General features: G+C 40.5%; 18 protein-coding genes. 11 read left to right on the top strand and 7 right to left on the bottom strand.

What is annotated here, in order from left to right:
- Positions 1-53 precede the first annotated feature (53 nt).
- Both BC751_RS02325 and BC751_RS02320 read left to right on the top strand, forming a co-directional pair.
- Positions 54-1097, top strand: a complete 1044-nt coding sequence (locus tag BC751_RS02325) for an RluA family pseudouridine synthase (RefSeq protein WP_130274142.1) — start codon at positions 54-56, stop codon at positions 1095-1097.
- A 942-nt stretch (positions 1098-2039) separates the two neighbouring features.
- Positions 2040-6380: a hypothetical protein gene (locus BC751_RS02320; RefSeq protein ID WP_130274141.1), complete on the top strand. Its 4341-nt coding sequence runs from the start codon at positions 2040-2042 to the stop codon at positions 6378-6380.
- 1 nt (position 6381) lies between these two features.
- Here BC751_RS02320 and BC751_RS02315 read toward each other — a convergent pair whose 3' ends face one another.
- Together BC751_RS02315 and dusB are read right to left on the bottom strand one after the other, a co-directional pair.
- Positions 6382-7281: a DMT family transporter gene (locus BC751_RS02315; RefSeq protein WP_130274140.1), complete on the bottom strand. Its 900-nt coding sequence runs from the start codon at positions 7279-7281 to the stop codon at positions 6382-6384.
- Positions 7282-7406: 125 nt separating this feature from the next.
- Positions 7407-8396 (bottom strand): tRNA dihydrouridine synthase DusB, encoded by a 990-nt coding sequence (dusB, locus tag BC751_RS02310; protein WP_130274139.1) that lies wholly within the window; start codon positions 8394-8396, stop codon positions 7407-7409.
- A gap of 37 nt (positions 8397-8433) precedes the next feature.
- Between dusB and BC751_RS02305 the strand changes: the two genes are divergently transcribed.
- The 6 genes from BC751_RS02305 to BC751_RS02280 all read left to right on the top strand — a co-directional run bounded on the left by BC751_RS02305 (position 8434) and on the right by BC751_RS02280 (position 15604).
- Entirely contained in the window at positions 8434-9393 is a 960-nt protein-coding gene (locus tag BC751_RS02305; protein WP_130274138.1) for a CPBP family intramembrane glutamic endopeptidase, read from the top strand.
- Complete coding sequence (locus tag BC751_RS02300) at positions 9368-9583, top strand: putative signal transducing protein (protein ID WP_130274137.1); 216 nt, start codon at positions 9368-9370, stop codon at positions 9581-9583. The genes BC751_RS02305 and BC751_RS02300 overlap by 26 nt, the downstream gene beginning before the upstream one ends.
- On the top strand, positions 9558-10415 hold the full coding sequence (locus BC751_RS02295; RefSeq protein WP_242617337.1) for a phosphatidate cytidylyltransferase: 858 nt from the start codon (positions 9558-9560) through the stop codon (positions 10413-10415). The genes BC751_RS02300 and BC751_RS02295 overlap by 26 nt, the downstream gene beginning before the upstream one ends.
- Before the next feature lie 72 nt (positions 10416-10487).
- Positions 10488-11765: a Glu/Leu/Phe/Val family dehydrogenase gene (locus BC751_RS02290; RefSeq protein WP_130274136.1), complete on the top strand. Its 1278-nt coding sequence runs from the start codon at positions 10488-10490 to the stop codon at positions 11763-11765.
- A 76-nt stretch (positions 11766-11841) separates the two neighbouring features.
- Complete coding sequence (locus BC751_RS02285; RefSeq protein WP_130274135.1) at positions 11842-12501, top strand: phosphatidylserine decarboxylase family protein; 660 nt, start codon at positions 11842-11844, stop codon at positions 12499-12501.
- A gap of 307 nt (positions 12502-12808) precedes the next feature.
- Complete coding sequence (locus BC751_RS02280) at positions 12809-15604, top strand: TonB-dependent receptor (protein ID WP_130274134.1); 2796 nt, start codon at positions 12809-12811, stop codon at positions 15602-15604.
- Positions 15605-15696: 92 nt separating this feature from the next.
- Here the strand turns inward: BC751_RS02280 and BC751_RS02275 are convergent, their stop codons facing one another.
- The 4 genes from BC751_RS02275 to BC751_RS02260 form a co-directional block, all read right to left on the bottom strand.
- The gene (locus BC751_RS02275; RefSeq protein ID WP_165389879.1) at positions 15697-16161 is read right to left on the bottom strand and encodes a Clp protease ClpB; all 465 of its coding nucleotides are present in this window, start codon (positions 16159-16161) and stop codon (positions 15697-15699) included.
- 366 nt (positions 16162-16527) lie between these two features.
- On the bottom strand, positions 16528-17835 hold the full coding sequence (locus BC751_RS02270) for an IS1380 family transposase (protein ID WP_130273823.1): 1308 nt from the start codon (positions 17833-17835) through the stop codon (positions 16528-16530).
- Positions 17836-17912: 77 nt separating this feature from the next.
- Positions 17913-18317 carry a hypothetical protein gene (locus tag BC751_RS02265; RefSeq protein WP_242617336.1) on the bottom strand — a complete coding sequence of 135 codons (405 nt, stop codon included), beginning with the start codon at positions 18315-18317 and terminating at the stop codon, positions 17913-17915.
- A 410-nt stretch (positions 18318-18727) separates the two neighbouring features.
- On the bottom strand, positions 18728-20884 hold the full coding sequence (locus BC751_RS02260; RefSeq protein WP_423191591.1) for a S9 family peptidase: 2157 nt from the start codon (positions 20882-20884) through the stop codon (positions 18728-18730).
- 229 nt (positions 20885-21113) lie between these two features.
- Here BC751_RS02260 and BC751_RS02255 point away from each other — a divergent pair, with 229 nt between their 5' ends.
- On the top strand, positions 21114-22100 hold the full coding sequence (locus BC751_RS02255) for a D-alanine--D-alanine ligase (RefSeq protein ID WP_130274132.1): 987 nt from the start codon (positions 21114-21116) through the stop codon (positions 22098-22100).
- On the opposite strand, the gene BC751_RS02250 is transcribed toward BC751_RS02255, so the two are convergent.
- On the bottom strand, positions 22093-24285 hold the full coding sequence (locus BC751_RS02250) for a heavy metal translocating P-type ATPase (protein ID WP_130274131.1): 2193 nt from the start codon (positions 24283-24285) through the stop codon (positions 22093-22095). The genes BC751_RS02255 and BC751_RS02250 overlap by 8 nt on opposite strands.
- 256 nt (positions 24286-24541) lie before the next feature.
- Here BC751_RS02250 and bshC point away from each other — a divergent pair, with 256 nt between their 5' ends.
- A complete protein-coding gene (gene bshC / locus BC751_RS02245; RefSeq protein WP_130274130.1) occupies positions 24542-26116 on the top strand; it encodes a bacillithiol biosynthesis cysteine-adding enzyme BshC in 1575 nt (524 codons plus the stop codon).
- A complete protein-coding gene (locus BC751_RS02240; protein ID WP_130274129.1) occupies positions 26109-26675 on the top strand; it encodes a 5-formyltetrahydrofolate cyclo-ligase in 567 nt (188 codons plus the stop codon). Before bshC ends, BC751_RS02240 begins: the two co-directional genes overlap by 8 nt.
- Positions 26676-26691: the final 16 nt, after the last annotated feature.

Genomic DNA, 26691 nt, shown 5'->3' with positions numbered 1-26691 from the left:
GGTATTGTTCTGCAAATATCAAAAACTTTAGCAAATGCCCTTATTTTTGCGGAATGGCAAAAGACTTTGAAAACGAAATTCTTGACGAGGAAGAAGAGCTAGAACTCTTTGAGCATTTTAGCTTTGTGGTAGACAAAGGGCAGAGTTTGACCCGAATTGATAAATTTCTGACGGACAAAGTGGCCAATGCAACCCGCAATAAGGTTCAAAATGCTATAGAGGCAGGAAATGTCCTGGTAAATGGTAAACCTACCAAGTCCAACTACAAAGTCAAGCCATTTGATGAAATCAAGGTGTTTCTGGAAAAACCGCCCAGAGATACAGAAGTCGTTCCTGAAAAAATTCCTTTGGACATCGTTTATGAAGATGAGCATTTGTTGGTAGTGAACAAACCTGCTAGTATGGTGGTACACCCGGCGCATGGCAATTGGACCGGAACTTTGGTCAATGCGTTAGTTTATTATTTCAATCAACTGCCAACACTGCCGGGAAATACGGGAAGACCAGGATTGGTTCACCGAATTGATAAGGATACTTCAGGCTTATTGGTCGTTGCCAAGTCTGAGTTGGCTATGACTGATTTGGCCAATCAGTTTTTTCACCACCATATTGACCGGACCTATCTGGCCTTAGTATGGGGAGAACCAAAAGAAGAGGAGGGAACCATCAGGGCTCATGTGGGGAGGAGTGCCAAAGACAGGAAGGTCATGGACGCTTATCCAGACGGTAGTCAAGGGAAACACGCAGTCACCCATTGGAAAGTTTTGAAAAGGCTGAGGTACGTGTCTTTGATCCAGTGCAATCTGGAAACGGGAAGGACACATCAGATCAGGGCCCATATGAAGTTTATCGGACACCCGCTTTTCAATGATGCGCTCTATGGTGGAGATAAAATCAGGAAGGGCACGCAATTTTCCAAATATAAGGCTTTTGTCCAGAACTGTTTTGATATCATGCCACGGCAGGCCCTTCATGCCATGTCTTTGGGATTTGTCCATCCAGTCACCAAAAAGAAACTTTATTTTGAAGCAGCATTACCGCAAGATTTTTCCACAGTTTTAGAAAAATGGGAGAATTATGTAAAATTTGAAACCTGAAATCTGTAAAAAAGATTGTTTTTTATTTGAAAAGGTAAAATTAGAAGGGTTTAAGAATAGGATTTTATTTATAATCTGAGTTGGAAACCCGTTTTTCTTTATCAAGTTTTCAAAGTGAGAGCTTCCGCAATCGATTTTCGATAATGAATTTATATTTTTTAAGCACAAAAATAAAAAATCTGTAATTTTTTATTTAAATTTTTGTGAAGTTTGTAAAATTTGAGATTCGGGGTTAATTTTGAACCACCAATAAGGATATATTGTATTGATAGTACATGTGGGGTGAAAAACGCTGGTGAGGTATCTGCCTCGAAGGTTCGAATCCTTCTCCTACATCAGGTTATTTTGGGTTTATTGTTAATTGACTAAAGCTGTGGAATCTTGTTTCACAGCTTTTTTTTATTTTCATTTCTTATCTCAACATTTTCTTAGAAACCGTAAAAGACATAGAATTTTGTAGGAATAGCTTCTCCAGATTAGAAAAAATCGATTGCGGAATTTTTAATGAGTCTCTTGAAATCCTATAATTTATTATTGAAATTTCATTTATAATGAGTTTTAGATAAAAATAATGTAAAAAAATAGTATTTGTGTTGAAAAAATTTTAAAAAAAGAATCGCTTTATTAATTTTGACCTGTCTTTTAAATCAAAAGGCCCGCACTGTAGGATGTTGAAATTGGCAGACAAGCCCTCCTGTCTCGGGGGTGGGGATCCATGGAGAAAGCGCACCAAGAGCTCTAGTGTTGCCTAACTACCCCGTGGAGGTTCGAATCCTTCTCCTACAGCATCAACTAATTATAGTAAAGAAAACCTGGAAGGTGATCTTGCCCGTTCAATAGAATTGGGTAAGATTGCCTTTTTGAGTTTATGTGGAGAATCATTTTATAAGGGTATATTTTTCAGCGACATTAGTATTAAATTTGCATCGGAAATTTTAGGTAATGGAAGACAATACAAAAGAAAGATCTCAAAGAAAGTGGTATCAAAGGAAGTTTATCCGGGTTCTTGGGATTTTGGTATTAGTCCTTCTATTTCTTCAGCTGTCTTTTTATTTCGGAGCGAATTATTTCCTGAGAAATTATATCAAGGAAAAGGTCAGGACCGCTTCAGAAGAAAAATATGAGATAGATTTTGAAAGGTTCCATATCCTGTTTTTACAAAGAGGGGTTTCCTTTAAAGGTTTGACCATTAATCCAGTAGATGAAAAAATCCAATTGCTGGAAAATATTGCCTACTACAACCTTGAATTTCCGAGCATCAGCCTAAAGGGCTTCAATTACCTGCTCAGGAAGAAAGAATTGGTCGTGGGCAAAATAGAATTGGAATCACCGGTGGTGGATTTCCGATTGAAAATTTCAGATGAGGGAGAAGAGCAGATTCAATTATCTCCGCTGGAAATACTTCAGAATGAAATCAAGAAATCATTCCTTCAATCCACCATTCAAGATATTCGCATCAAATCCCTAAAAATCAATAATGCTGATTTACTTATTCGCAATTTTATTGCGCAGAGAAGTATCAAGGCTGAGAATTCCAGCTTATTGGTTAAAAACATCCAACTTTTGAAGGATAGAGAACCTGCAACACCATTCAATGCGGAGGGTTTCTTTTTTGAAATTGAAAATTTTGAGCTGTTGTTGGCAGATAGCGTGCATAATATTAAGGCACAGCAATTAAAGGTTTCGTCTCTTGAACAATTTATTCAGGCTAAAAACCTATTGATTGAACCTGATTTTTCACGTTTTTCAGAAAGTTATTTTCAGGCAAGCTTGAAAGACCTGCTTTTGAGCGATGCAGATATCAATAAGGTTTTTTATACCTCTGAAGTAGAAATCGGACACCTGAAACTTCAACATCCAAAATTTGATCTTTTTGTAGGAAACCGAAAATCTAGTGAGGAAAGGGAAACGGGGATCAAGCCTTTTGAGCTTTACGATTTGATTGATGGTATATTGGTGTCCATTCAGATTAAGAAGCTGGATATTGAAAATGGAGAATTTGCCCAAAGGAGCATAGCAGAAGACGATAAGTTTAGGATCAGGGCCAAAAGAATTGATTTCAACATGCAGGATTTTTATGTTGGCCCTGAAGTAACCAAAAAGGAAAATCAGTTTTTTTATGCCAATCAGGCAAAAGTGGAGCTATCAGGGGTTGATTTGGCTTTGGCAGATAGTATTCATTGGATTACAGCTGATTTTGTATTGCTTTCGTCCAAAGAAGATGAAATCAAAATTGAGGATTTCCATCTTTTTCCCTTGGAAGCGCCAGATTCCATAAAAGGTCAGACCCGACTGGAGATCACTGTGCCACAAGTGAGCATCACACAAGCGAACCTCAAAAAGATATATAATGATGGAATTGTGGATGTAAAAGATATCACCGTAGAAGGTCCAGAAATTCTTTTGAAAGATGTAAAGGCCAAACAGGATGGGAGCATGGGATTTGATTTCTCTGATTTTTATTCTGAATACCTTGATGCGATTTATGTGCAGCGGTTTGAAATTAAGGAAGGGTCATTGGTGGTGGACAATAGGTTAAGGGTCAGACAGGACAGTCTTTCATTTGGTAAAGTCAATCTTGTATTGGAAAATTTTGCAATAGATGATGATACAGGGACCGCTGATACCCGAAGCTTTTTTTGGGCGGAAAATTTACAATTAGAACTTAGGGATTACGCCTTGAAGTTGGCAGATAACCTGCATATGTTCAAAGCGGACAGGGTTTATCTGAACACCAAAACTTCAGAACTGGACATAGATGGTTTTGCCATCAGCCATTTTAATCCAGATCAGACCCAAACCGCCCTGGACAGGTATGGAAGGACTACCATTCTCGATATTTTTGTTCCCCGTTTTCGGGCAAGGGGAGTTGGGATTAGGGATGCTTATTTTGATGAAGTGCTCAGAATAGACAGGATTACGGTTCCTGCTCCTAGAATAAATATTAATAAGTATAGGGCGGTTTCTTCGGAAGAAGAAGAGGAAAAAGAAGTAGACCAAAAAGAAATCCTGGATTTGCTGACCAATTATTTTAGGGAGGTAAATATCGGTAGTCTGAGTATTCAAAATGGGACATTGAATTATGAAGGTTTTGGAAGAGATAGGATCAAAACTTTTTCAGAAGAGAATGTGTCCATCACCGTTAGGAATTTCCATATCCATGAAGAAACTGATCCTGAAAATGTCCGGTTTTTGTTCTCCGAGGAGGTGGACTTAAGGCTGAATAATTATGTGTTCAATATTGCTGATGGTAAATACAATCTACTTGCCGAAAGAATCAATTTCAATACAGCAAGAGAAGAAATCATTGTTTCTAATGTTAGGCTCAATCCCAATTTGAACATTCAGGACAAAACCCGGGTGACGGCCAATATACCTGAGCTAACTTTTAGGGGTGTGGACCTTGAGGCATTTCTTTTTGATAACAGCCTCAGCTTGGAGAAGGTCAGGCTATTAGACTCAAAAGTTGAGGTACTTATCAATAACGATCTTCAGGAAAGTGTCAGGAGCTCAGCGAGGAGACAAAGAAGGGGTAGGGAGCTTCCAAAAACAATCGATGTCGTGAGCATCGATACCATTCAGGCAGAGAAAGCACAGTTTAACCTTGCTTTCCGTGAAAAAGGTGCCCAAAGGGAGTTGATCAATACCCGGATTGACCTTTCTATTTATTCGTTCTTGTTGGATTCTGCCAAAATTTCTAATGGGGATATAGCTGGCTTTTTCAATGCCATGTCACTGGGTATAGATGAATTTTGGCTTACGCTAAATGACAGCATTCACCGGATTACTTTCTCCAAAGTGGAATTGGATACCCGGTATGAAGGGGTTTTGTTAAATAATTTCAGGATAATTCCGGAGGAACTATCGGGCAATCCCGGAAGGCCTATTTTCTCAGGTCATATTCCGAGGGCATTGATCAAAACCAAATCCCTTTCAGAAATTCAAAAAAGCAAGGATTTATGGATTACGGAATTAAGGTTGTTTAGACCTGATCTGGAAATTTTTGTCGATCAGGCAAAGCCTTCAGGAAGGAAGGAAAAGTCAATCGATGATAAAAAAGAAATCCTTGAATCAATACAGGTTGATGAATTTGAGTTGGTAGAAGGGAAGATATCTATTTTTCAAAAAGACGGTTCCAAAGCTCCCCAGGAGATAAAAGATTTGAACTTAGGTTTCAAAGATCTTGCTTTTAATTTAGTTGATCTTAGTGGTCTTTCCAGGCAGGCTATTTTGAAGAAAGATTTTCAGCTTGATTTCCCAAATTTTCAGCTGCTGTTAAAAGATAGCCTGAACAGTATTTCTGTTGGTAGGGTAGCGGTTAACAATGAGGAAATTGTGCTCAGGGATGTGTCTTATGGTCCAAGAATTGGAAAATACCATTATGCAAGGAAAGTGGGATACCAAACTGACGTCGCGAGAATTCAAATTCCTGAGGTCCGAATAAAAAAACCAGATCTGGATAAACTTATTGAGCAAGAAATCATGGAGGCTGATCTGGTTGTTTTGGAAGGTATTGAAGGGGAGTTTTTCCGGGACAAGAGATTTGAAAGACCAAATTATGTGTTTAAGCCAATGCCGCAGGAACTGATGAAAAACATTGGTGTAATTGCAAAAATTGACACTTTGCTGGTCAAAGATGCAAAGATTGTTTATTTGGAATTTCCTGAAAAAGGGATGGTGCCAGGAGAAATTTATTTTTCAGAATTGGATGCCTTGCTTGCGCCATTTCACTTAGGGAAGGGGGCTGAAACTTATTATGTAAGAGAATCACAATTATTGGCCAATGCCAAGATCAATGGAGAAGCGCCTATCAGTCTTCAGGGGAGGCTCTATTTTGATGAGCCATATCGCATGAATATCAATGCCCAATTGGGGGAATTTGACCTGGATTTGATCAATTCTATCCTGAAATATAATGCATTTGTCCGTGTCAGGGCCGGAAGGATCAACAGTGGGGATTGGTCATTTACAGCCAATGAAAGAGAAGCTTTTGGTAAGATGAAACTGTTGTACAGTGGTCTTAATCTGGAATTGCTTGAGGTAAGAACCTTGGAAAGAGGTAGGGGAAGGAGCCGCATATTGACTTTTGTCCTGAATACATTTGCCGTTAGGTCAAATAATCCAAGAAAATTTATAGGTGGAACTGTGCAATCCAATATCTACCATCAAAGGGATTCAGACAGGTTTATTTTTAACTATTGGTGGAGGACAACAGTATCCGGTCTGAAAGGAAGTGTTGGTCTCGGACAACCGAAAGTTCCACGAAGGAAAGAAGAGGATTAACCTACCTTCTATTTCCGACCCAAACACCAAATATCACAGCGGCAATTCCCAGATAATGCCCTGCCAAGAGCTGTTCTCCATCGAAAAGCCCCCACATAATGGCAACAATTGGGATTAAATAAGTCACAGAACTGGCAAAAACCGGGGTGGCAACCTTGACCATAACATTGAAAAGAATGAGGGCCAAAGCGGTACCAACAACTCCTAAAATGGCGATATAACCTGCCGCCATAACTGCCCCTTCTACATGAAGGATTTTAAAAGAAAACTGGGTATAAGAAAAAAGATAGATCAAAGCCAAAGGCAATACCAAGGTAAGTGAAATGGCTGTAATGGCTACTGGTTTTAATTCAACAAATCTGAACTTAATGATGTTGAGGTTCAGTCCATAGCAGGCACAGGCCAGTAATACGAAAAATGCATAAGCATTGATGTCAGTAAAGGAGCCAATGCCTACCCCTTCTTTTACTGTCAATAATATTACGACACCGATAAATGCAATAAAAAGGCCCAGGGCATTCTTTTTGGTTATTTTTGAATTGAAAAACAAGGCCCCAATAAGTACCACAAAAAGTGGGGTCATGGCATTGAATACTCCTGTAAGGGCTGAACTAAGTTGGGTCTGCGCTTTGGCAAATAAAAATGCCGGAATAAAACTTCCAACCATCCCCACGGTTATCAGGTTTTTGATTTGCTTTTTGTTCAGATTTTTGAGCTTGGGTAGGGACAATGGAAGTAAAAACAATCCTGCTGCTACAATCCTGAATGCCCCGACTTCACCAGGTGAAAAAACCTCAAGGCCTCTTTTGATGAGAATAAAGGAGCTGCCCCAAATCAGCGCCAAAATCACAAGGAAACCCCAGGCTTTCAAGGCGCTTTCAGATTGAATATCTCTTGACATTTGAAATTTTATTAAGGGACTTAATAGGAACCAACAAAAGTAAGGCCTCCTGCTCTAATCCAATCATCAGGTTATCCGGGCGGTTCAGATCACCTGATGAATTGTAGGTTTTTATTTTATTGATTTTAGAACTGATAATCTGCAAAAACTTCCCCTACTTCTTCCAGAATAGCTGAAACTTCTGCATAAGTTTCTGCTGTGACCATTCTCGTTCTGAAAGGTTTGAAGTTGGGCATCCCACGGAAGTAGTTGGTATAATGTCTTCTCATTTCCAATATTCCCTGTTTTTCGCCTTTCCACTTCACGGAAAAGTCCAAATGCTTTTTAGTAACCAGAATCCTTTCCTCAAGATCGGGCCCTGCCAGTTTTTCCCCTTTATCAAAAAAATGTTTGATTTCATTGAAAATCCAGGGGTAACCAATAGAAGCACGGCCTATCATCATTCCGTCAACATTGTATTTTTGGCGATATTCCAGGGCTTTTTCAGGGCTGTCTATGTCACCATTTCCGAAAACAGGAATTTTTAGACGTGGGTTTTCCTTGACTTTATTCAGGTAAGACCAATCCGCCTCTCCTTTGTACATTTGCTGTCGGGTCCTGGCATGTATGCTGATGGCCTGTATGCCGACATCCTGCAAGCGCTCGGCAACTTCCACAATACGGATCGTGTCATGTGACCATCCTAATCTTGTTTTTACTGTAACCGGGATATTTACCCTTTTGACTATCTCAGCCGTCATGGAAACCATTTTGTCAATATCGAGGAGAATTCCGGCACCCGCACCTTTACAGGCCACTTTGTGTACAGGACAGCCATAGTTGATGTCTAGGATATCAGGTCCAGCTGCCTCCGCTATAGCGGCAGCTTCCCTCATGGATTCGATTTCATTGCCAAAAATCTGGATGCCAATAGGCCTTTCATATTCGAAAATATCCAGTTTCTGAACGCTTTTGGCTGCATCACGTATCAGTCCTTCAGAGCTGATGAATTCTGTAAACATCAGGTCAGCGCCATTTTCTTTGCAGACCGCTCTGAAAGGAGGATCACTCACGTCCTCCATGGGGGCCAAAAGCAATGGGAATTCTCCCAATTCCAAGTTTCCTATCTTAACCACTTCTGATTTGTAATTTTCCTGTAAATTTACCGCAATTATGCAGATATATAAAACCCAAGCTCCAATTGCATCCAAAAGGTCATGGTTTTTGTCCTTACTGATGATGTTATTGGTAACCGTTGGTGTGATGATTGTGTTACAATCGATCGCTTTAATTTTAATACCTCCCCTCTTTCAAATTCCTTTGGATGAAATAGTGGAAATATTCACCGGTGATTCCAATCACCCCCTTGCCAAATATGCCCTCTATTTTGTTCAGGCCATTAGTGCGGGGCTCGCTTTTCTGGTTTCGGCCATACTTATTGCCAAGTTTATTGAGAAAGCCGATGTCGGGTGGAAACAACAAAAGTCCCGGTTTAAGTTCATGGGTTTCATTATTTTGTTGTTTATCATGTTCGGGAGCATGCTTTTCAATTCTGTAATTATAGACTGGAATGCAAACATTTCGCTCCCGGAAAATTGGTCTGCCTTGGAGCGCATGATGAAGGATGCCGAAGAAAACCGAATGGCCCTGACCAAGTTTTTGACAGACTTCCAGTCACCCCTGGAGTTTATAATAGGCATACTTGTGATTGGCATTCTTGCAGGTGTTGCCGAAGAAGTTTTTTTTAGGGGAGTCCTTCAGCCTAAAATGTATATTTATACCCATAATATTCATTTGGCAGTTTGGATTTCGGCATTTATTTTTTCGGCCATACATTTTCAGTTTTATGGTTTATTTCCGAGGATGGTCTTAGGGGCAATATTCGGGTATCTTTATTTCTATTCCGGTAGTTTGGTTTATCCGATAATTGCTCATATTTTGAACAATTCCTTTACAGTTACTTTGGTTTATCTGGGTAATTTGGGCATTATTGATTTCGATATCGAAAAAACGGACCAAGTAGGTTGGCCTTTGGCTATGGTTGGTCTAGCGGGGCTTCTTATTGGCCTTAAGGCTTTTAAGGAAAACCACAGAAATTTTAAATTGGATGATGGATTGGCAGAAAATCTTTGAGGACAATTCCCCTGTAAGGGCAGAAATAGTCAAGGGGGTACTCGGTGACAATGATATCCCTGCAGTGATCGTCAACAAAAAAGAATCTGTCTATCAGATTCATGGACATTATGAGGTGATGGTACCTGTGAATGATGTGCTCAGGGCCATAAATATTGTGAAGAATGAGATCTCCTTTTCGAATGCGTGACCGCTTCAATATCAACAATTACAGTAATTTGGGGCAAAGGGTCATTACGGCAATTATTGGTGCGGCCATTATCATTGCAGGTTCTATTGTTAGCCCTTGGCTTTATTTCCTGATTTTTGGCCTGATTTTGGGGTTTTCCCAAATGGAATTTTACAGACTGACGGGCCTTGACGGTATGTTGCCTTTGAAAAGCTTTGGAACATTTCTGGGGATTACCATTTTTACCTTGTCTTTTCTGGTGGGTATTGGCCACTTGGAAGACAAATATTACTTCCTGATTTTCCCCTTGGCTTCCCTGGTGTTTTTTATCAAACTTTACCGCAAATCTGACAAAAAGCCATTCACAGGCGTGGCATTTACTTTCTTGGGGATTTTTTATGTGGCGGTACCATTTTCCATGTTGAATGTGGCAGCTTTCTCAGTGGATGACACGTTCCATTATGAAATCATACTAGGTTCTTTGCTGATTCTTTGGGCCAGTGATACGGGTGCTTATTTTGCAGGAACCAAATTTGGGAAAACCAAATTGTTTGAAAGGGTATCTCCCAAGAAATCATGGGAAGGATTTTTGGGTGGTGCAGCTTTGGCATTTTTGGTTGCCTATATTCTTGCGCAAACCTTCACCGCATTGCCGGATTGGAAATGGTTATGTATAGCCACTATCATTATCATAGCTGGCACTTATGGGGATTTGATAGAGTCCCTTTTTAAGAGAAGTATTGAGATCAAAGACTCTGGAAGAGCCCTTCCAGGGCATGGTGGATTTATGGACCGTTTTGACGGATTGTTATTATCAGCTCCTTTCATTGCCTCGTTTTTGAAAATCTTTTAAAATCACCGATAGATATTAAAAAACTCATTAATATTGTATCATAATTGAACTATTCAACTAAATAAACCCAATATGGCTTACATTGAACCGGCTCCCATTAAGGATAAAGAAAATCCTTTGGAGTCCATGATGGAAAGATTTAACATCGCAGCCGAAAAGTTAGGACTTTCTGACGAAGTCTATAATGTGCTGAAAAATCCCGCCAAACAAGTCATTGTTTCCCTACCAATCACCATGGACGATGGAAAAATCCGGGTGTTTGAAGGAATCCGTGTTATTCACTCCAATATTTTAGGCCCAGCCAAAGGAGGTATCCGTTTTGCGCCAGATGTTCATTTGGATGAAGTAAGGGCATTGGCAGCTTGGATGACCTGGAAATGTGCGGTAGTGGATATACCCTATGGCGGAGGTAAAGGGGGGGTTCGTTGTAATCCAAGAGAAATGTCCAAGGGTGAAATTGAAAGACTGATGCGTGCCTACACCTTGGCCATGATTGATGTATTTGGTCCCGATAAAGATATCCCGGCACCTGACATGGGTACAGGACCTAGAGAAATGGCCTGGTTAATGGATGAATATTCTAAGGCCCATGGAATGACCGTAAATGCAGTAGTAACCGGAAAGCCCTTGGTATTGGGTGGATCTTTGGGAAGAACAGAAGCTACCGGAAGAGGGGTGATGGTGACCGCACTGTCAGCTATGCAGAAACTTAAAATCAATCCTTTTCAGGCCACTTGCGCAGTACAGGGCTTTGGGAACGTAGGATCCTGGGCTGCACAGCTTTTGGAAGAAAGAGGGTTGAAAGTAGTAGCAATTTCCGATATTTCCGGAGCTTACCATAATGACAATGGTATCAATATACAGGAAGCTATTGCATACAGGGATAGCAACAACGGTACTTTGGAAGGATATAAAGGTGCCGAAAAAATGGCCGATCCGATGGAGCTGTTGGAACTGAATGTAGATGTATTGGTTCCTGCTGCTGTGGAGGATGTGATCACCATTAAAAATGTGGAAAAAATTAAGGCCAAGCTTATTGTAGAAGGTGCTAATGGGCCTACTTCTGCCAAGGCTGATGCCATCATCAATGAAAAAGGTATTATGGCTGTTCCTGATATCCTTGCCAATGCAGGTGGTGTAACTGTTTCATATTTCGAATGGGTACAAAATAGGCTAGGCTATAAGTGGACAGCTGAAAGGGTAAACAGGAGATCTGATAGGATCATGAAAGATGCTTTTGACCATGTCTATCAAGCTTCTGTAAAATACAATGTGCCTATGAGAATTGCCGCTTACATTGTCGCCATTGATAAAGTAGCAAAAACCTATACCTTCAGGGGCGGCTTCTAAAAACAGTCAAAATAGAAAGTTTACTATATTTGGGGTGTGGGAGCAAGTCTCCTACACCCTTTTAAATTCTTATCCCATGACCATACATAGAGAAGGAAGAAAATTGTTGTTTTGGATGCTGATAGTATTGGCAGCCATAAATTTCGGATTGAATAAGTGGATTCCCGAGCAGGAAACAGTGTTGAATGTGGTTTTACTGGTCAGTGTTGTACTTTATCTGATCGTCCTGCAGTTTTTCAGGAGCCCATATATCAAATTGCCTAATGATGAAAAACTGGTATTTGCACCTGCAGATGGAAAAGTAGTGGTAATTGAAGAAACCATGGAGGAAGAATACCTGCATGAAAAAAGAAAGCAGGTTTCCATATTCATGTCCCCTATCAATGTCCATGTTAACCGCTCCCCCATTGCTGGGATTGTTGAATACTTCAAATACCATCCCGGAAAATACTTGGTTGCCTGGCATCCCAAGTCCAGTTTTGAAAATGAAAGAACGACTATGGTTGTCAAAAGCCAAAACGGAGTTAAAATACTAGTAAGGCAAATAGCAGGTGCCCTTGCCCGCAGGATCAAATGGTATGTGAAAGAAGGAACGCCTTTGGCACAAGGTGGGGAATTTGGGTTTATCAAATTCGGTTCAAGGGTGGATATATTTTTGCCATTGGATGCAGAGGTTTTGGTAAGTATCGATGAAAAAACCAAAGGGGGAAGAACGCCGATTGCGAGGTTGAAATAAAAAATCAGATTTATTTCTTTCGGAAAAAGGCTTAAAAAAAACATCTACCTGCCGGGATTCTGGCAGGTATTTTTTTGTCCAATTTTTTTTGAAACAAAAAATTAAGTATAGCGTAATACACTATTAACCAATAAGTTGCCTCATGAATTTTTTTTAAAAATCACTTAATTGGGCAATATCTATAAAAAACATTGTTAAATTTTTATATCCAATAAAATTCATAAAAATTATTTTAAATATTTGTTCGTTTTGATTTTTTGATTTTGTTTTATGCGGAAATGATTTTGTTAAACAAAAAAGAACGCATATGAGAAAAATTTTATCACTGATTATTTTGATGTGTTTTGTGTCATTGATGCAGGAGCTTCAGGCACAGACAAGAATGGTTCGGGGAAAGGTATTCTCAGAGGATGATCCAATGGGTTTGCCCGGTGCAGCAGTACTTGTAAAAGGGACTACTGTAGGTACTGTAACTGACATGAATGGAGAATTTTCTTTGGATGTTCCGGCCGGGCGCAACATCCTTGTTATATCTTTTATTGGCATGAGATCCCAAGAGGTGAACATTGCCAACAGGGATGAAGTTAATATTACCCTAAAATCTGATGATACTGATCTTTCTGAAATCATTGTGACCGGAACAAGGGTCGGAGCGAGGTCCAGAATTGATTCCCCTGTTCCTGTGGATATCATTCCTGTTTCAGAGGTAATTGATGCAGTGGGACAGATAGACCTTAACCAAATCCTAACTTATATTGCACCTTCCTTCCAGTCAAGCAGACAGACCATTTCTGATGGTACAGACCATATGGACCCAGCCCAGCTAAGGGGTTTGGGCACTGATCAGGTTTTGGTCTTGGTCAATGGCAAAAGGAGGCACCAATCCGCCCTAGTAAACGTCAACGGTACTGTAAACCGTGGCCAGGTTGGTACAGACTTGAATGCTATTCCAGCCAATGCAGTTGAAAAAATAGAGATTTTGAGAGATGGCGCTGCAGCACAATATGGTTCAGATGCCATTGCGGGCGTGATCAATATCGTCCTTAAAAAGACAGAAGGTATTTCTGGAAATGTGGCGGCAGGTACACATGTAACCCGTTTTCAAAGGGATTATGTGATCAATGGGGGTGAAGATACCTTTGCCAGTGTAAGAGATGGGGATATGGTCAGTGCTGCATTGAATTATGGATTAAAAATCGGACAGGAAGGTTTTCTTAACGTAACCGGTGAATATTCCAGGAGAGGATATACCAACCGTTCAGGCACTTATACTGGGCAGATTTTTCCTTTGGTCAATGGACAAAACGTGGACGAAGAGGAGCTTGTAGCAAGGGGTTTGACAAGGCAGGATTTTGATATGAGAATAGGTAACTCTGCCATCAATAGCGGAGGTATTATGTTGAATTTTTCTTTACCGCTTAAAAATGGAATGGAATTATACTCTTTTGGGGGCTATAATAATAAAAGAGGAAATGCAGCAGGCTTTTACAGGTACCCAAATGCTGTCCCGGCAGCAGCAAGGGCCAATGTTTTCCAGGTTTATCCTAATGGATTTTTACCTGAAATAAACACCGATATTTCTGATATTGCCAATACCTTGGGCCTAACTGGTAATCTTGGATCATGGAGGTTTGATTTATCCAACACCTATGGGCAGAATATTTTTGATTTTCTGATTACCAATTCTGTCAACTACACCCAGGCTATTTCCACACCCAATTTTCAAAGGGAATTTGATGCAGGGGGGCTTAATTTTCTTCAAAATGTTGTCAATTTTGATGTGGCAAGAAAATATGATGTTTTGGCAGGCTTGAATGTGGCAGCAGGTTCAGAGTTTAGAGTTGAAAGATTTGGCATAAGGCAAGGTGAAGAATCTTCTTACAGGAATTTCGATCCAAATTCCGGAGTTGCAGCAGGCGCTCAGGTTTTTCCGGGTTTTGCCCCTTCCACTGCAGGCACCTGGACAAGAAATAACATTGGTCTGTATTTGGATTTAGAACAGGAATTCACTGAAAAACTCAATGTAGCAGGTGCTTTGAGATTTGAAAACTACTCTGACTTTGGAAGTACATTGAATTACAAATTGGCTTCAAGGTATAAAATCACGGATGGTTTTGTATTGAGAGGTTCTACTTCCACAGGCTTTAGAGCTCCCTCCATGCAACAGCGTTTTTATTCCAGGGTAAATACACTCTTTGTTACCTTGCCGGGGCAGGGTTTGGTTCCAGTTGAAGCAGGAACTTTCAGAAATGACAGTGAACCTGCACAGATACTTGGAATCCCTACCCTTCAGCAGGAGACTTCCAGAAGCTTTACCTTAGGCACCACCTTGCAGCCTGTTAATAATCTGGAAATCACGATCGATGCCTATCAAATAGATATTGATGACAGGATTGTTTTGACCAATAACTTTACTGCAGGAGGAGATCCTGTTTTGGCGGAGAAATTAAGGGCTGCAAATGCCAATACAGCCAACTTCTTTACCAATGCCATTGATACCAGGGCAAGAGGAATAGAAACAGTGATAACCTATAACCTTTTCTTCAGAAATAACTCAAAACTGAACCTGATTTTGGCAGGTACTTTCATTGATAATTCTGTTAAGAAAGATGCAGATGGCAACCCTATAATTAAAGCTTCTCCTATTTTGGAACAAACCGGTCAGATTGGAAACTACTTTAACAGAGAAGATCAAAGTAGGATTGAGGTAGCCAACCCAAGGGATAAGGTCAGCTTCATGGCCAATTACAATATTGGAAAATTCACTTTTATGTACAGAGCGGTAAGGTTTGGACAGGTAGTGTTCCTGGATCCTACCATGGGCCCGGATCCTGCTACTTGGCCCGTCAATACGCTTACCGGTCAAAGAGAAACTTTGGACCAGACTTTCTCACCAAAAGTAGTGACGGACGTGACGGTAAGTTATAAGTTGACGGATAATATGAGACTAAATATAGGTGCTAATAACCTATTTGATGTATATCAGGATGTTCATACCCATAGTGGAAATTTCAGTTTGGGAAGATTTGTGTATTCCAGGAGGGTTCAGCAGATGGGCTTCAACGGGAGGTTCATCTTTGCAAGGCTGAATTTCAACTTCTAGGCAAGAATCATTAAAGAATAGTAGAGGCTGTCCCTTTTTATGAGACAGCCTCTTTTTTTAAATCGCTAAATACTTTTTTGTTGCGGGTTGGTTTAGCCCGATTTTCTTCTTTTAAAATATAAATAACCAAAAGCCAAAGTGCTCAGAAAAAAGATCAAAGTGGTCCATTCATAGGTTCTTTTGTCTGACTTTTTTTCTTCCACTACCTGATCTTTTTCTGCCAAGGCCCTCTTTAGTATGGCAATTTCCCTTTCCTGTTTTTGGGAAATGAATTTGTAGTCATTTTTCTCGTAAGTGATTTCCGTTTTTTCGATTTCACTCAACATCTTGAGCTCATCCATGATCTGATTGTCCTTTTGGATGATCCTGGCCATCCAGTCATGTGTTTCGATCATGTCTTTTTTGGTACGGTTGCCAAAAATTCCGCTTTTTTTACTTTCAGATGCTTTCCACTCCCGGTGCATTTTTTCCCTCTCAGCCAATAAGTTTTCCAGCCTGGCTTGGGAAAATCCATAAAATGGAACTAACAGCATAATAAAAACCATCAATTTCTTCATCATAGCCATTTTGGTATTACCTGAACCCCTGCTCAAATAACATGCCGAAGATCTTGATGGTCAACGGAATTTCTTGCCTATTCTTCTTTTGAAAGCTCCTTGTCTGCGCTTACTGTTGGTATAGAAATTATACCCTAAAATCCGCAGGATTTTAGTTTGGAGATTTGAATCTGCTTGTTTGTGTTCATTTTTGGTCTAGTTCGGGAATTTCTTCCCTTTGATTGAAGAGTGTTCATAGTTTTGAGACAATGGATTTTAGGTTTGAGGATAAAATGGACGGTTTTTTTCCTCAATTTTAATGGAAAAGGCATACCTCTTCCCTGTAAATCTTTATTTTTTGAGCTCCTGAGGGGTTTTTATCTGAATTTAGTTCAAAATCGGCTTGTAATCCTTACTCGTGAACAGTTTGAGCACTTCTCTTCTTCCCGTTCTTATCCACTTGGCTGAAACAGTGATAAATCTGAAGATAAACTTCTTGAGCCTGTCGGTAGGCTTAAGCCAATCAACTTTTCTGGAATACTCTCCAATGATATAGGTGTAAAAATTGGCATACATAGCCGTCATAAGCATAAAGGAGGTATTCTCTGCAAGGAACGAACAGGGCAACTTAGACCAGCCAAAGTCATTGTTGAGTACATCAAACAAGCGTTCGCTTGCACCCCGGGCGTTATAAAACCTTACAACAGCTTCATTGGACGATGTATGTTCATTGGTCAGAATAGCCCTGTAAGTAAATGCATCTCCACTAAACACATCTGCCTGCCCGTCTTTACGCCTGATTCTGGTAATGACCAGCCTGTAAGACCTGTCTTTACCGAAAGGTTTGTAGTCGGATAGGTCAGTAACTTCCATTTCCTGTACACCCAAACGTATTTTCTGCCACTTCTCAGGGGCTATACTTCCAAGGATATTATCCAGTTTGGCACATCTGTTTGCCCGTATATAAAAGCTTTCGGTATGTGCTTCCAGTGTGCGGAGAACTTCTTCCTGATAGGATGCTGAATCGGCTCTGAACCTTCCGATACGGATATTTTCATTGGTAAGCTGCCCAAACATGCGTGTAAGTGTATCAGCCTGCAAATATTTGGCCTGACTGTTGCCATTTCTGCCCTCTACGTACACAGGAATGGCCTGTGAAAATTCAGGATGTGCTATGGAAGCTACACCTGGCTGATATCCATAGACGTGTTTATATGTCTTTTTTGAATCGTACTTTTCAGTTGGAATGACGGTGTTGTCATAATCGAGGTCGTAAGCAACACCTGACTTGAGTAATCCGGTCTTACAAGCTGATTTTAACAACAAGCTGTTGAGTTTTCCATTGATATTAAATTCATGGCTTACTCCACTGGACGGATTTATAAAGAGTTCTGTATCAACAGCAAGCTCTTTGATACCTCTCAGAATTGTATCGGCACTGCATACTGAAAATGAAGGGACCTGTTCAAGTGCGTCTCTCAAGTGAACATTGATATCTTCAGTACAGTCGCCACCATTAAAGAAAATAGCCATATGATTGGCGAAAATGTCACTGTATGAAAACCCTCCCCTTAAGGCTCTAACCCCCAATTGATTATCAATGAGTTCTGGGAGACCAGAATTTTTGAAAGAGTTAAAAACAAAATTAAAACCTCCGAAAGGTGTGATTTTTTCTGTCGAATTCGTAATTTTCATACCGCTTATCAAGGATGTGTGGTAACACCTAAATAAGTGAAAAAAAAACGAGCCGGAAAAGCCTGAATTGAATAAATTCAGCCACTTTTTCGGCTTTTTTTAAATCCGCCCTGCGGATTTAAGGTATACATAAAATTGATGGCAAAAACAGTGATGGTCAGTGGGATAAACAAATCTGGAAGCATGATTTTGATACCCAAAAGGATCAAAAGGGTGGCTATAATTCCCATTTTAAAGGTAGTATGGCTCTCAGGATAGACCCTTCCTATGAGGTACAAACTTAAACTTTCAATTAGAGCCATCAAAATGACCAAATAGGTTAACATGTCCTTCATGGTGGTGTCCTGGGACCAGACTACCCATGCCAGTCCTGCCGCTACCAAGATTAAACTGGCTGATTGGATAGAGGTATTCAATCTTTCTCTCATGATGCGTTTTTTGGGTTCAACTGCCAAATAAGATAGGGATTTTATCGAAAACATCAAAAAATCGGTTGTTAAACGAGAATTTTACTGATAAGTGGTTTTATGAAAGATATGTTAGTAAAGGCTTTGATCATTGTAAATCTCAAAATCATTTCACCACATAGACACATAGATCACATAGCGGTAGAACTAAATTATGGCGATAAGTTTTTCATTGCCGAAGTCTACTATGTGCACTATGTTTCTATGTGGTATTAAAAAAGATAAGGCTGAAAAAGGCTTAATCATCGCAAATCTGAAAATTATGTCACTATACAATCATATAGGTAGCACAGCAAAGTAGCTGCAAAAAGTGATGAAGTTTTTGATAATTGAAGCTTACCTTATGATTTTATGAAGTGAGAAAAAATGCACCAAGTACCAAGATTAGCACTTGGTACATTGTACTTGGTACTTGGTACAATGAATCAAAGTTTTCTCTTAATCCAATCGGTCATCAAGCTGTACAAATGCCATGTGGTATTGCCCCCATAGATTCCATGGTTTCTATTGGGATAGTACATGGTTTCAAACTGTTTATCTGCTTTGATCAATGCATCTACCAGGTCCACCGCATTTTGGAAGTGCACATTGTCATCTCCTGTTCCATGTATCAAAAGATAGTTTCCTTTTAATTGGTTGACATGTGTGATAGGGCTGTAATCATCATATCCAGCCGCATTCAACTGAGGGGTTTGTAAATACCTTTCTGTGTAAATGGTGTCATAATACCTCCAGGTAGTCACAGGGGCCACAGCAATCGCTGATTTAAAGACATCATTTCCGATCATCAGTGCCAATGAAGACATGTAACCTCCATAAGACCATCCCCAGATCCCTATCCGGGAAGCATCCACATAAGGCAGCGTTCCCAGATATTTAGCGCCGGCAATCTGATCCTCTGTTTCGTATTTGCCCAAATTGGCATAAGTGACATGTTTGAAATCCCTTCCCCTCGCACCTGTGCCTCTGTTGTCCACGCAGACAACAATATAGCCTTCGGCTGCCAGATGGTGATGCCACAGGTCACGGGTGCCGCCCCAGGAATTGGTGACATTTTGGGAGCCTGGACCTCCATAGACATACATCAGGACAGGATACTTTTTGTCTTCCTCAAAATGAGGAGGTTTGATCATATAAGCATTCAGGGAGGTGCCGTCTACTGTTTTAAAAGTAAAGAACTCTTTTGGCGAAATGCGGTAACCTGCCAATCTTGACCTGAGTTCTGAATTTTCCTCCAACACCTTCACCAACTTTCCGGAAGCCTCGTTCAAGGTAACCCTTAGAGGACTGTTGGCACTGGTATGATTGGCGATGAAGTATTTGAAATCCTTGCTCATATTGACAGAAGTCATGCCCTTTTCAGGAGTCAGGATCTTTTTGTTTTTGCCGTCCAGATTGATCACGTACAGGTTTCTTTCCAAAGGAGAGGCTTCAGTAGAAATAAAATAGATTTTTCTGTTTTTCTCATCAACCCCTACCAGATTGGTGACTTCCCAGTTTCCTGAAGTAATCTGACGGATGAGTTTTCCTTCATTGTCATGGTGATAAATATGCTTGAAACCGTCCTGTTCTGAGGTTCTGATAAATCCCTTGTTGCCTTCCAGAAATCTTAGATCATCATTGTAATCCAAGTCCACATAAGTTTTGGATTTTTCCTGAAGAATCAGGCGTGATGCTCCGGTTTGTGCATTGGCATAAAAGAGATCCAGTTGGTTTTGGAGTCTATTGAGCCTTAAAAACGCCAAGGTGTTGTTGTCATTGGTCCAATAGATTCTTGGAAGATAAATATCTTTTTCTTCTCCTGTATCCACCTTGACCGTTTGTTTGGTGCTTAGGTCATAGACATGAATGCTTACTTCTGAATTTTTTTCACCGGCTTTTGGATATTTGAAGCGGTAATCTTCCGGGTACAGTTTTCCCCATGTCTGCATGTTGAATTCCGGAACATCTGTTTCATCAAACCGGATGAAGGCTATTTTTTTACCGTCTCTGGACCAGTCAAAGGCTTTGGACATAGAGAATTCTTCCTCATATACCCAATCAGCTGCACCGTTGATGATATGGTTCCATTTTCCATCTGTGGTGATCTGGGTTACCTGATTGGTAGCAAGTTCTACCACGAATAAATTATTGTCCTTAACAAATGCCACCTTATCATTGTCAGGGGAAAGGGTAGCATACATAATTTTTTCCCCATCCATTAATTTCTGGGCAGTTCCTGTTTTTAGATCTACCACATGGAAGACAGCCTTGGATGATCTTCTGTAAATACTTTCCACATCGGAAGCAATCAGTGCTTTTGTTTCATCCGGATTAAAAGAATAACTGGAAAAGTTGATGCCTAGTTTACCGCCATCTATCAATACACCTGCTTCTTCTCCGGTGGCCACATTGATTTTGACAACTATTGGTCCGGACAGGCCTCTATTCAGGGAGGAATAATATTGCCCATCTTTCATCCAGTTGATGCCATAGACGGATTTTTGGGAAAAGGTATTGTTTTTAAATACATCTTCGAGGCTGACTGTTTTTTTATCTTGTGCCTGCGAGTTTCCTGGAAACGGAAAAACCAGGAAATACATTAAAATGAGGCTAAATCTTAGCATATAATTGAGTTTATTTCAAAGGCGAAGATAATTAATTTGAGGAGAAGGAAAAGTTGGACTTACATCAAGGGCAAAATACCAAACCCAAATGTTCAATACATATAAATTGCAATTCTGAACAAAACAACCTTCAAGATTTATTTGCCTTATTTCTGAAGAAATTTTCCTAAATTTTCAGTAATTCGGGTATTCAATCCTATGCTTTATGAAGAAAAAAATAGCTTTGGTGACCGGTGGTTTTACAGGTGAATCGGTAGTCTCCCTAAAAAGTGCTGCAGTTGTGGAAAAGACCATTGACAAAAACAGATATGATATTTATAAAATCTTGGTTTATCCCGGTGATTGGTACCATGAAACTACGGAAGGTGAGAAAATTCCGGTTGATCTCAATGATTTTTCGATTCAATTGAACGGGCAAAAAGTCACTTTTGATGGAGTATTCAATATCCTTCATGGTTCTCCGGGAGAGGATGGTAAACTGGCCGGATATTTTGACATGTTGCGCATTCCTTATACCACCTGTGATGCGCTGACTTCTGCCATCACCATGAACAAAGGTTATACCAAGGCGATAGTGCAGGATATACCTGAACTGTATGTGGCCAGGTCTATTCAGCTTTTTGAAAAAAAAGCTGAAAATGCGGAAATGATCCAAAAGGAACTGAGGTTTCCCCTCTTCATAAAACCAAACAATGGAGGCAGCAGTATTGGTATGAGTAAGGTTAAAGTTCCCGGAGAACTTCAAGAAGCTCTGGACAAGGCCTTTGCAGAAGATAGCCAAGTACTTGTGGAAGAGTTTGTGTTGGGAAGGGAATTTTCCATAGGAGTTTACCGGGCCAAGGGGAAGACCACGGTTTTGCCTGCAACTGAAATAATCAGCAGCAAGGAATTTTTTGATTTTGAGGCTAAGTATTCACCAGGAGTGACCGAGGAGATCACCCCGGGAAGGATGACGGAAGAAGAAGTGAATAGGGTAAATAGAATTATTGAGAGGGTGTACCAAAAACTCAATTGCAGAGGAGCGGTGAGAATCGATTACTTCCTGGAATATGAGACCGATAAATTTTATTTCATTGAGATCAATACCGTACCCGGACAGACTGAGACCAGTTTGATTTCCCAGCAAGTCCGGGCTATAGGTATGGATGTAAAGGACTTCTACACTGAATTAATTGAAGAAATGTTTACCTGAGCCTTAAGCTATTGCTCACAACAGATACGGAACTGAGTGCCATGGCAGCCCCGGCCAGCATAGGATTCAAAAGGAAGCCAAAGGCCGGGTAGAGAATTCCGGCAGCTATAGGGATCCCAATGATGTTATAGATAAATGCCCAAAATAGGTTTTGGTGGATGATACGCACTGATTTTCGCATCAGTTGCAGTGTTTTTGGAATTTGCTTTAGGTCAGAATGTACCAGGGTGATTTCAGCTACTTCCATTGCTATATCCGTACCTTTACCCATGGCAATGCTCAAATCTGCCAAGCTGAGGGCTTCACTGTCATTGATCCCGTCACCTGCCATGGCTACTGTTTTGTTTTGGGATTTGAGGGTTTTGATATAGTCGGCTTTGTCCTGAGGCAGGGTTTCAGACCTGTAATTCTTAATGCCCAGTCGGTTGGCAACCCAAGAAGCAGTCTTTTCCTGATCTCCTGTCAGCATATGAACTTCTATTCCCATTTCTTGGATGGCATGTATCGCCTCTTTAGAACCGGCTTTGATGGGATCTGAAATTTTTATGGCCCCGATTAAATCATCTGCTTTGGATACAAAAACAACTGAAGCTCCTTCATTTACGGCGTTTTTCCCCCAATCCAGAATGGCTTCATTTTCCCTTACGCCTTCCTCTTTAAGCCATTTTAATGTCCCAACCCTGTAGATTTTGTTTTCAAAACTGGCCATTACACCTTTTCCTGTTTCACTTTTGAACTTGGTGAGGGGTATGGTGTCGTCTTGCTCGCTTAAGTGGTGCACAATGGCTTTGGCCAATGGGTGTTCACTTTTTTCTTCCATGGCTTTAAGTATGGAAAAATCCATTTCTGTCCAGGAACCATCGAAGTGTTTATCTGTTACTTGAGGATTACCTTCTGTGATCGTGCCTGTTTTGTCCAGAACAAGGACATCAATTTTTTTGCCCTTTTCAAGACTTTCTGCGTCTTTGATCAGGATGCCCATAGAAGCCCCTTTTCCCATGGCTGCCATGATGGCTGTAGGGGTAGCCAGTCCTAAAGCACATGGACAGGCAATCACCAGAACGGTAATCAAGGCCAACATTCCTTTAAGCCAGGCGTCATCCACTCCGCTGAAGCCCCAGATCAAAAAGGTCAGGAAAGCGATGGCCAAAACTGTAGGAACAAAAATACCTGCCACCTTATCCACGGTTTTTTGAATAGGAGCCTTGGAGCCCTGCGCCGCTTTTACCCTTTCAATAATCTGGGAGAGAAGGGTCTGATCACCTACTTGCTCTGCCCGAAAAGTGAAACTGCCTTCCTGATTGATTGTGCCGGCAAATACCTTTTGGCCTTTTTCTTTGAGTACCGGCAGTGGTTCGCCGGTGAGCATGCTTTCATTGACATAGGAACTTCCTTCTGTTACCGTTCCGTCCAATGGGATTTTTTGTCCGGGCCTGACCAGAATGATTTCACCAACTTTGACATCTTTGGTGTTTTTGGGGATTGGCTGACCCTTTTCCAGTACAGTCAGTTCCTGGCTTTGTAGCCCCATCAATTTTTTAAGGGCATCACTTGTTCCTGCCTTGGCTCCGGATTCTAAGGTCTTGCCCAGCAAAATAAAAAACAGGATCACTGCTGCTGCTTCAAAATAGACATGGGGCTCCAATCCTCTTTTCAAAAGGAATTCAGGTAAAAAGGTGTTGAATGTGCTATAGATGTAGGCTATGCCTGTACTCATGGCCACGAGGGTATCCATGTTAACCTGACAGTTTTTTCCCAATTTCCAGGCCTGAATGAAAAATTGCCTTCCAAAAATAAAAAGAATAGGAGTCGTCAAGGCCCACATGATGTAATTCCCAAAAGGCATATGCATCCAAAACATTCCTATAAGGAAAACAGGGAAAGCCAGGAGACCAGCGTATAAGGTCCTTTTTTTAAGCTGCTGATGTGCCTCCCATTGCAGTTTTTCCAGTTCTTCCTGCTGAAGGTTTTCAATCAGCAGATCGTAACCACTCGACTGCACCCGTTTTTTCAGATCCTCAAGGTTGGTGGTTTCTTCTTCCCACTCCACTAAAGCACTATGGTTGGCGTAATTAACCGCTGCTTGTTTTACTCCAGGGCTTGCTGCAAGGGTTTTTTCCACCGCAATGGCACAGGCAGCGCAACTCATTCCACTGACAGGTATTTCTTTTTTTTTGGTTGACATATTAATTGTTGTTATAGGCCACAAAGGTACCAAGACACAGAAATATTATGTTTTATACCAAAGAGGCAAGAAGCCTTAAAGGTCTTTAAATGCCATAAAGTTACTCCTTGGGTCTGTCATCCAGTTATAGAATTTTTGTAAAAATTAAATCCTCCATTGACCGTTCCTATAATTTGAAAATTAATGCGAACTTTATGCTTTGCAGGGAAGTTTACTTCTTTTGTACCTTCAAACCCAACATTGAACCCAATTATACATGATCAAGTCAAGTGTAGATCCTGAGTGTACCGGACAGTTTTCCCAATTGTTTTTAGACTATATCAAGCTAAAGCCCCAGTTGAGTCCATTTTTCAATGTTTTCCCCCGTATTCAATATTTTGAATCCCTTATCAATGGGAAAAATTTCCCTTCTCATAACAGAGAAGTTTTGCACAAGGCCTTAGAAAAGCAATATGAAGGTTTGGAGGTTTCCGAGCTGACTTCCAATCAGATAAATTCAGTAAAACACTCGGGGACCTTTACGGTCACGACAGGACATCAGCTGAATCTTTTCACCGGTCCGCTATACTTTATTTATAAGATTGTTTCTACCATCAATTTGGCAGAGCAGCTCAAATCCACCTATCCGGATTATCATTTTGTGCCTGTTTACTGGATGGCTTCTGAAGACCATGACTTCGATGAAATCAACTATTTCAAGTTGGACGGTAAAAAGTACCAATGGCAAACCGATCAAAAAGGACCTGTAGGAAATTTTAAACTGGATCAAAGCTTCAAAACTTTCTTTGAGGGGGTGAACCATTTTGTACCTGATTTTTTCAGGGAAGCTTATTTAAGCTCAAACCATTTGAGCCAGGCTGTTAGAAAGTATGTCCACCATCTCTTCGGGGAGAAAGGACTTTTGATCATAGATGGAAATGATGCTGACCTCAAAAGCTTATTCAGTCAGGTAATCAGAGAGGACTTGATTTCCCATCTTCCCCATGAGTTGGTTCAGAAGCAGACGGAGGAACTTGAGCTTTTAGGGTATAAAAGTCAGATTTTTCCAAGAGAGATCAATTTGTTTTACATGGAAGAGGGGTTGAGGGAGAGAATTGAACTTGATGCACACGGGCGGTATAAAATTTTGAACACAGATATCATTTACAGCAAAGAAGAAATCGAAAAACTGATCGATCAATTTCCAGAGAAATTCAGTCCAAATGTGGTATTGAGGCCACTCTATCAGGAGATGATTCTTCCTAACCTGGCATATTTGGGTGGGCCAGCTGAAGTGGTGTATTGGTTACAGCTGAAGCCGGTATTTGACCATTTTGGAATTCAGTTTCCCGCCTTATTGCCAAGGAATTTTGCCATGATATTGGACATTGCTATTCAAAGAAAAATCAGTAAGCTTGGATTGGAAGACATTGAACTTTTCCAAAGTGTGGAAGAATGGAAAAAGCAATTTCTGGAAGAGCATGCTGCATTTGATTTAACCTTGGCTCAAGAAAAAGAATCCTTGAAAAAGATTTTTGATCAGGCAGGGCATAAGGCTGTAGGTTTGGATCAGACTTTGGAAGGCGCATTTCAGGCAGCAAAAGTAAGGGCTTTGAAAATTTTGGAACAATTATCAGGGAAAGTTAGGAAAGCGGAAGAGAGAAAACAGGCAGTACATATACGTCAGCGCATGGAGATACAGGAATACCTCAATCCGGGAGGTTCGCCACAGGAAAGGGTAGAAAACTTTATGCGTTTTTATCTTGGCAATGAAAATTTTATTCAGGAATTGTTTGAGCTTTTTGATCCATTGGATTTCAATTATCTCATTTTAAAAATGAACCATGGATAAGGAATCAATTCGGACCGCTTTCAAAGAAAAAAGGAGGGGTTTATCGAAGGAGGAAATCCGGCTCTTATCTGGTAAAATTTCGGATAACCTATTACGGTATTTAGAAGAACATGCTGCTATAAAACATATCCACCTGTTTTTGCCCATTGACCGTTTGCATGAAGTGGATACATTTCCTTTGTATTACACCCTTCAAAAAAAGGGCTATAAATTATATACTTCTACGGTAAATAAGGAAGACGATAACCTTGACACTTTGGAGATTTCAAATGTCGCTCATTTTGAATCAGATCCTTGGGGAATTCCTGTTCCGGTAAATGCAAGACTTGTTGATCCTGATAAAATCCAAATGGTCCTAATCCCTCTTTTAGCTTATGACCGCCGTGGATTTAGGTTGGGATATGGTAAGGGCTATTACGATAAATACCTTGCCAACCTGAAAAGGGATGTCCTTAAATTGGGCTTAAGTTTTTTTGGGCCAGTGGATTTTATTCCCGAAGAGTCACATGATGTGCCCTTGGATTATTGTATCACTCCTGAGGGTGTTTTGAAATTTTGACAGTAAGAACACTCCT

Source organism: Cecembia calidifontis, assembly GCF_004216715.1.
Classification (GTDB): Bacteria; Bacteroidota; Bacteroidia; order Cytophagales; family Cyclobacteriaceae; genus Cecembia_A; species Cecembia_A calidifontis.
Note: the sequence above shows the minus strand (reverse complement) of the source record. Positions and strands in the feature narration are given on the sequence as shown.

What these genes read in the sequence shown, in the direction of transcription:
- BC751_RS02255 (WP_130274132.1), top strand. Translation starts at nt 21,114, where the DNA reads ATGAAGAAAAAAATAGCTTTGGTGACCGGTGGTTTTACAGGTGAATCG.
- BC751_RS02320 (WP_130274141.1), top strand. Translation starts at nt 2,040, where the DNA reads ATGGAAGACAATACAAAAGAAAGATCTCAAAGAAAGTGGTATCAAAGG.
- BC751_RS02300 (WP_130274137.1), top strand. Translation starts at nt 9,368, where the DNA reads ATGATGGATTGGCAGAAAATCTTTGAGGACAATTCCCCTGTAAGGGCA.
- BC751_RS02290 (WP_130274136.1), top strand. Translation starts at nt 10,488, where the DNA reads ATGGCTTACATTGAACCGGCTCCCATTAAGGATAAAGAAAATCCTTTG.
- BC751_RS02275 (WP_165389879.1), bottom strand. Translation starts at nt 16,161, where the DNA reads ATGAAGAAATTGATGGTTTTTATTATGCTGTTAGTTCCATTTTATGGA.
- BC751_RS02270 (WP_130273823.1), bottom strand. Translation starts at nt 17,835, where the DNA reads ATGAAAATTACGAATTCGACAGAAAAAATCACACCTTTCGGAGGTTTT.
- BC751_RS02285 (WP_130274135.1), top strand. Translation starts at nt 11,842, where the DNA reads ATGACCATACATAGAGAAGGAAGAAAATTGTTGTTTTGGATGCTGATA.
- BC751_RS02315 (WP_130274140.1), bottom strand. Translation starts at nt 7,281, where the DNA reads ATGTCAAGAGATATTCAATCTGAAAGCGCCTTGAAAGCCTGGGGTTTC.
- bshC (WP_130274130.1), top strand. Translation starts at nt 24,542, where the DNA reads ATGATCAAGTCAAGTGTAGATCCTGAGTGTACCGGACAGTTTTCCCAA.
- BC751_RS02260 (WP_423191591.1), bottom strand. Translation starts at nt 20,884, where the DNA reads ATGTATTTCCTGGTTTTTCCGTTTCCAGGAAACTCGCAGGCACAAGAT.
- BC751_RS02305 (WP_130274138.1), top strand. Translation starts at nt 8,434, where the DNA reads ATGCAGATATATAAAACCCAAGCTCCAATTGCATCCAAAAGGTCATGG.
- BC751_RS02265 (WP_242617336.1), bottom strand. Translation starts at nt 18,317, where the DNA reads ATGTTTTCGATAAAATCCCTATCTTATTTGGCAGTTGAACCCAAAAAA.
- BC751_RS02325 (WP_130274142.1), top strand. Translation starts at nt 54, where the DNA reads ATGGCAAAAGACTTTGAAAACGAAATTCTTGACGAGGAAGAAGAGCTA.
- BC751_RS02280 (WP_130274134.1), top strand. Translation starts at nt 12,809, where the DNA reads ATGAGAAAAATTTTATCACTGATTATTTTGATGTGTTTTGTGTCATTG.
- BC751_RS02250 (WP_130274131.1), bottom strand. Translation starts at nt 24,285, where the DNA reads ATGTCAACCAAAAAAAAAGAAATACCTGTCAGTGGAATGAGTTGCGCT.
- BC751_RS02295 (WP_242617337.1), top strand. Translation starts at nt 9,558, where the DNA reads ATGAGATCTCCTTTTCGAATGCGTGACCGCTTCAATATCAACAATTAC.
- BC751_RS02240 (WP_130274129.1), top strand. Translation starts at nt 26,109, where the DNA reads ATGGATAAGGAATCAATTCGGACCGCTTTCAAAGAAAAAAGGAGGGGT.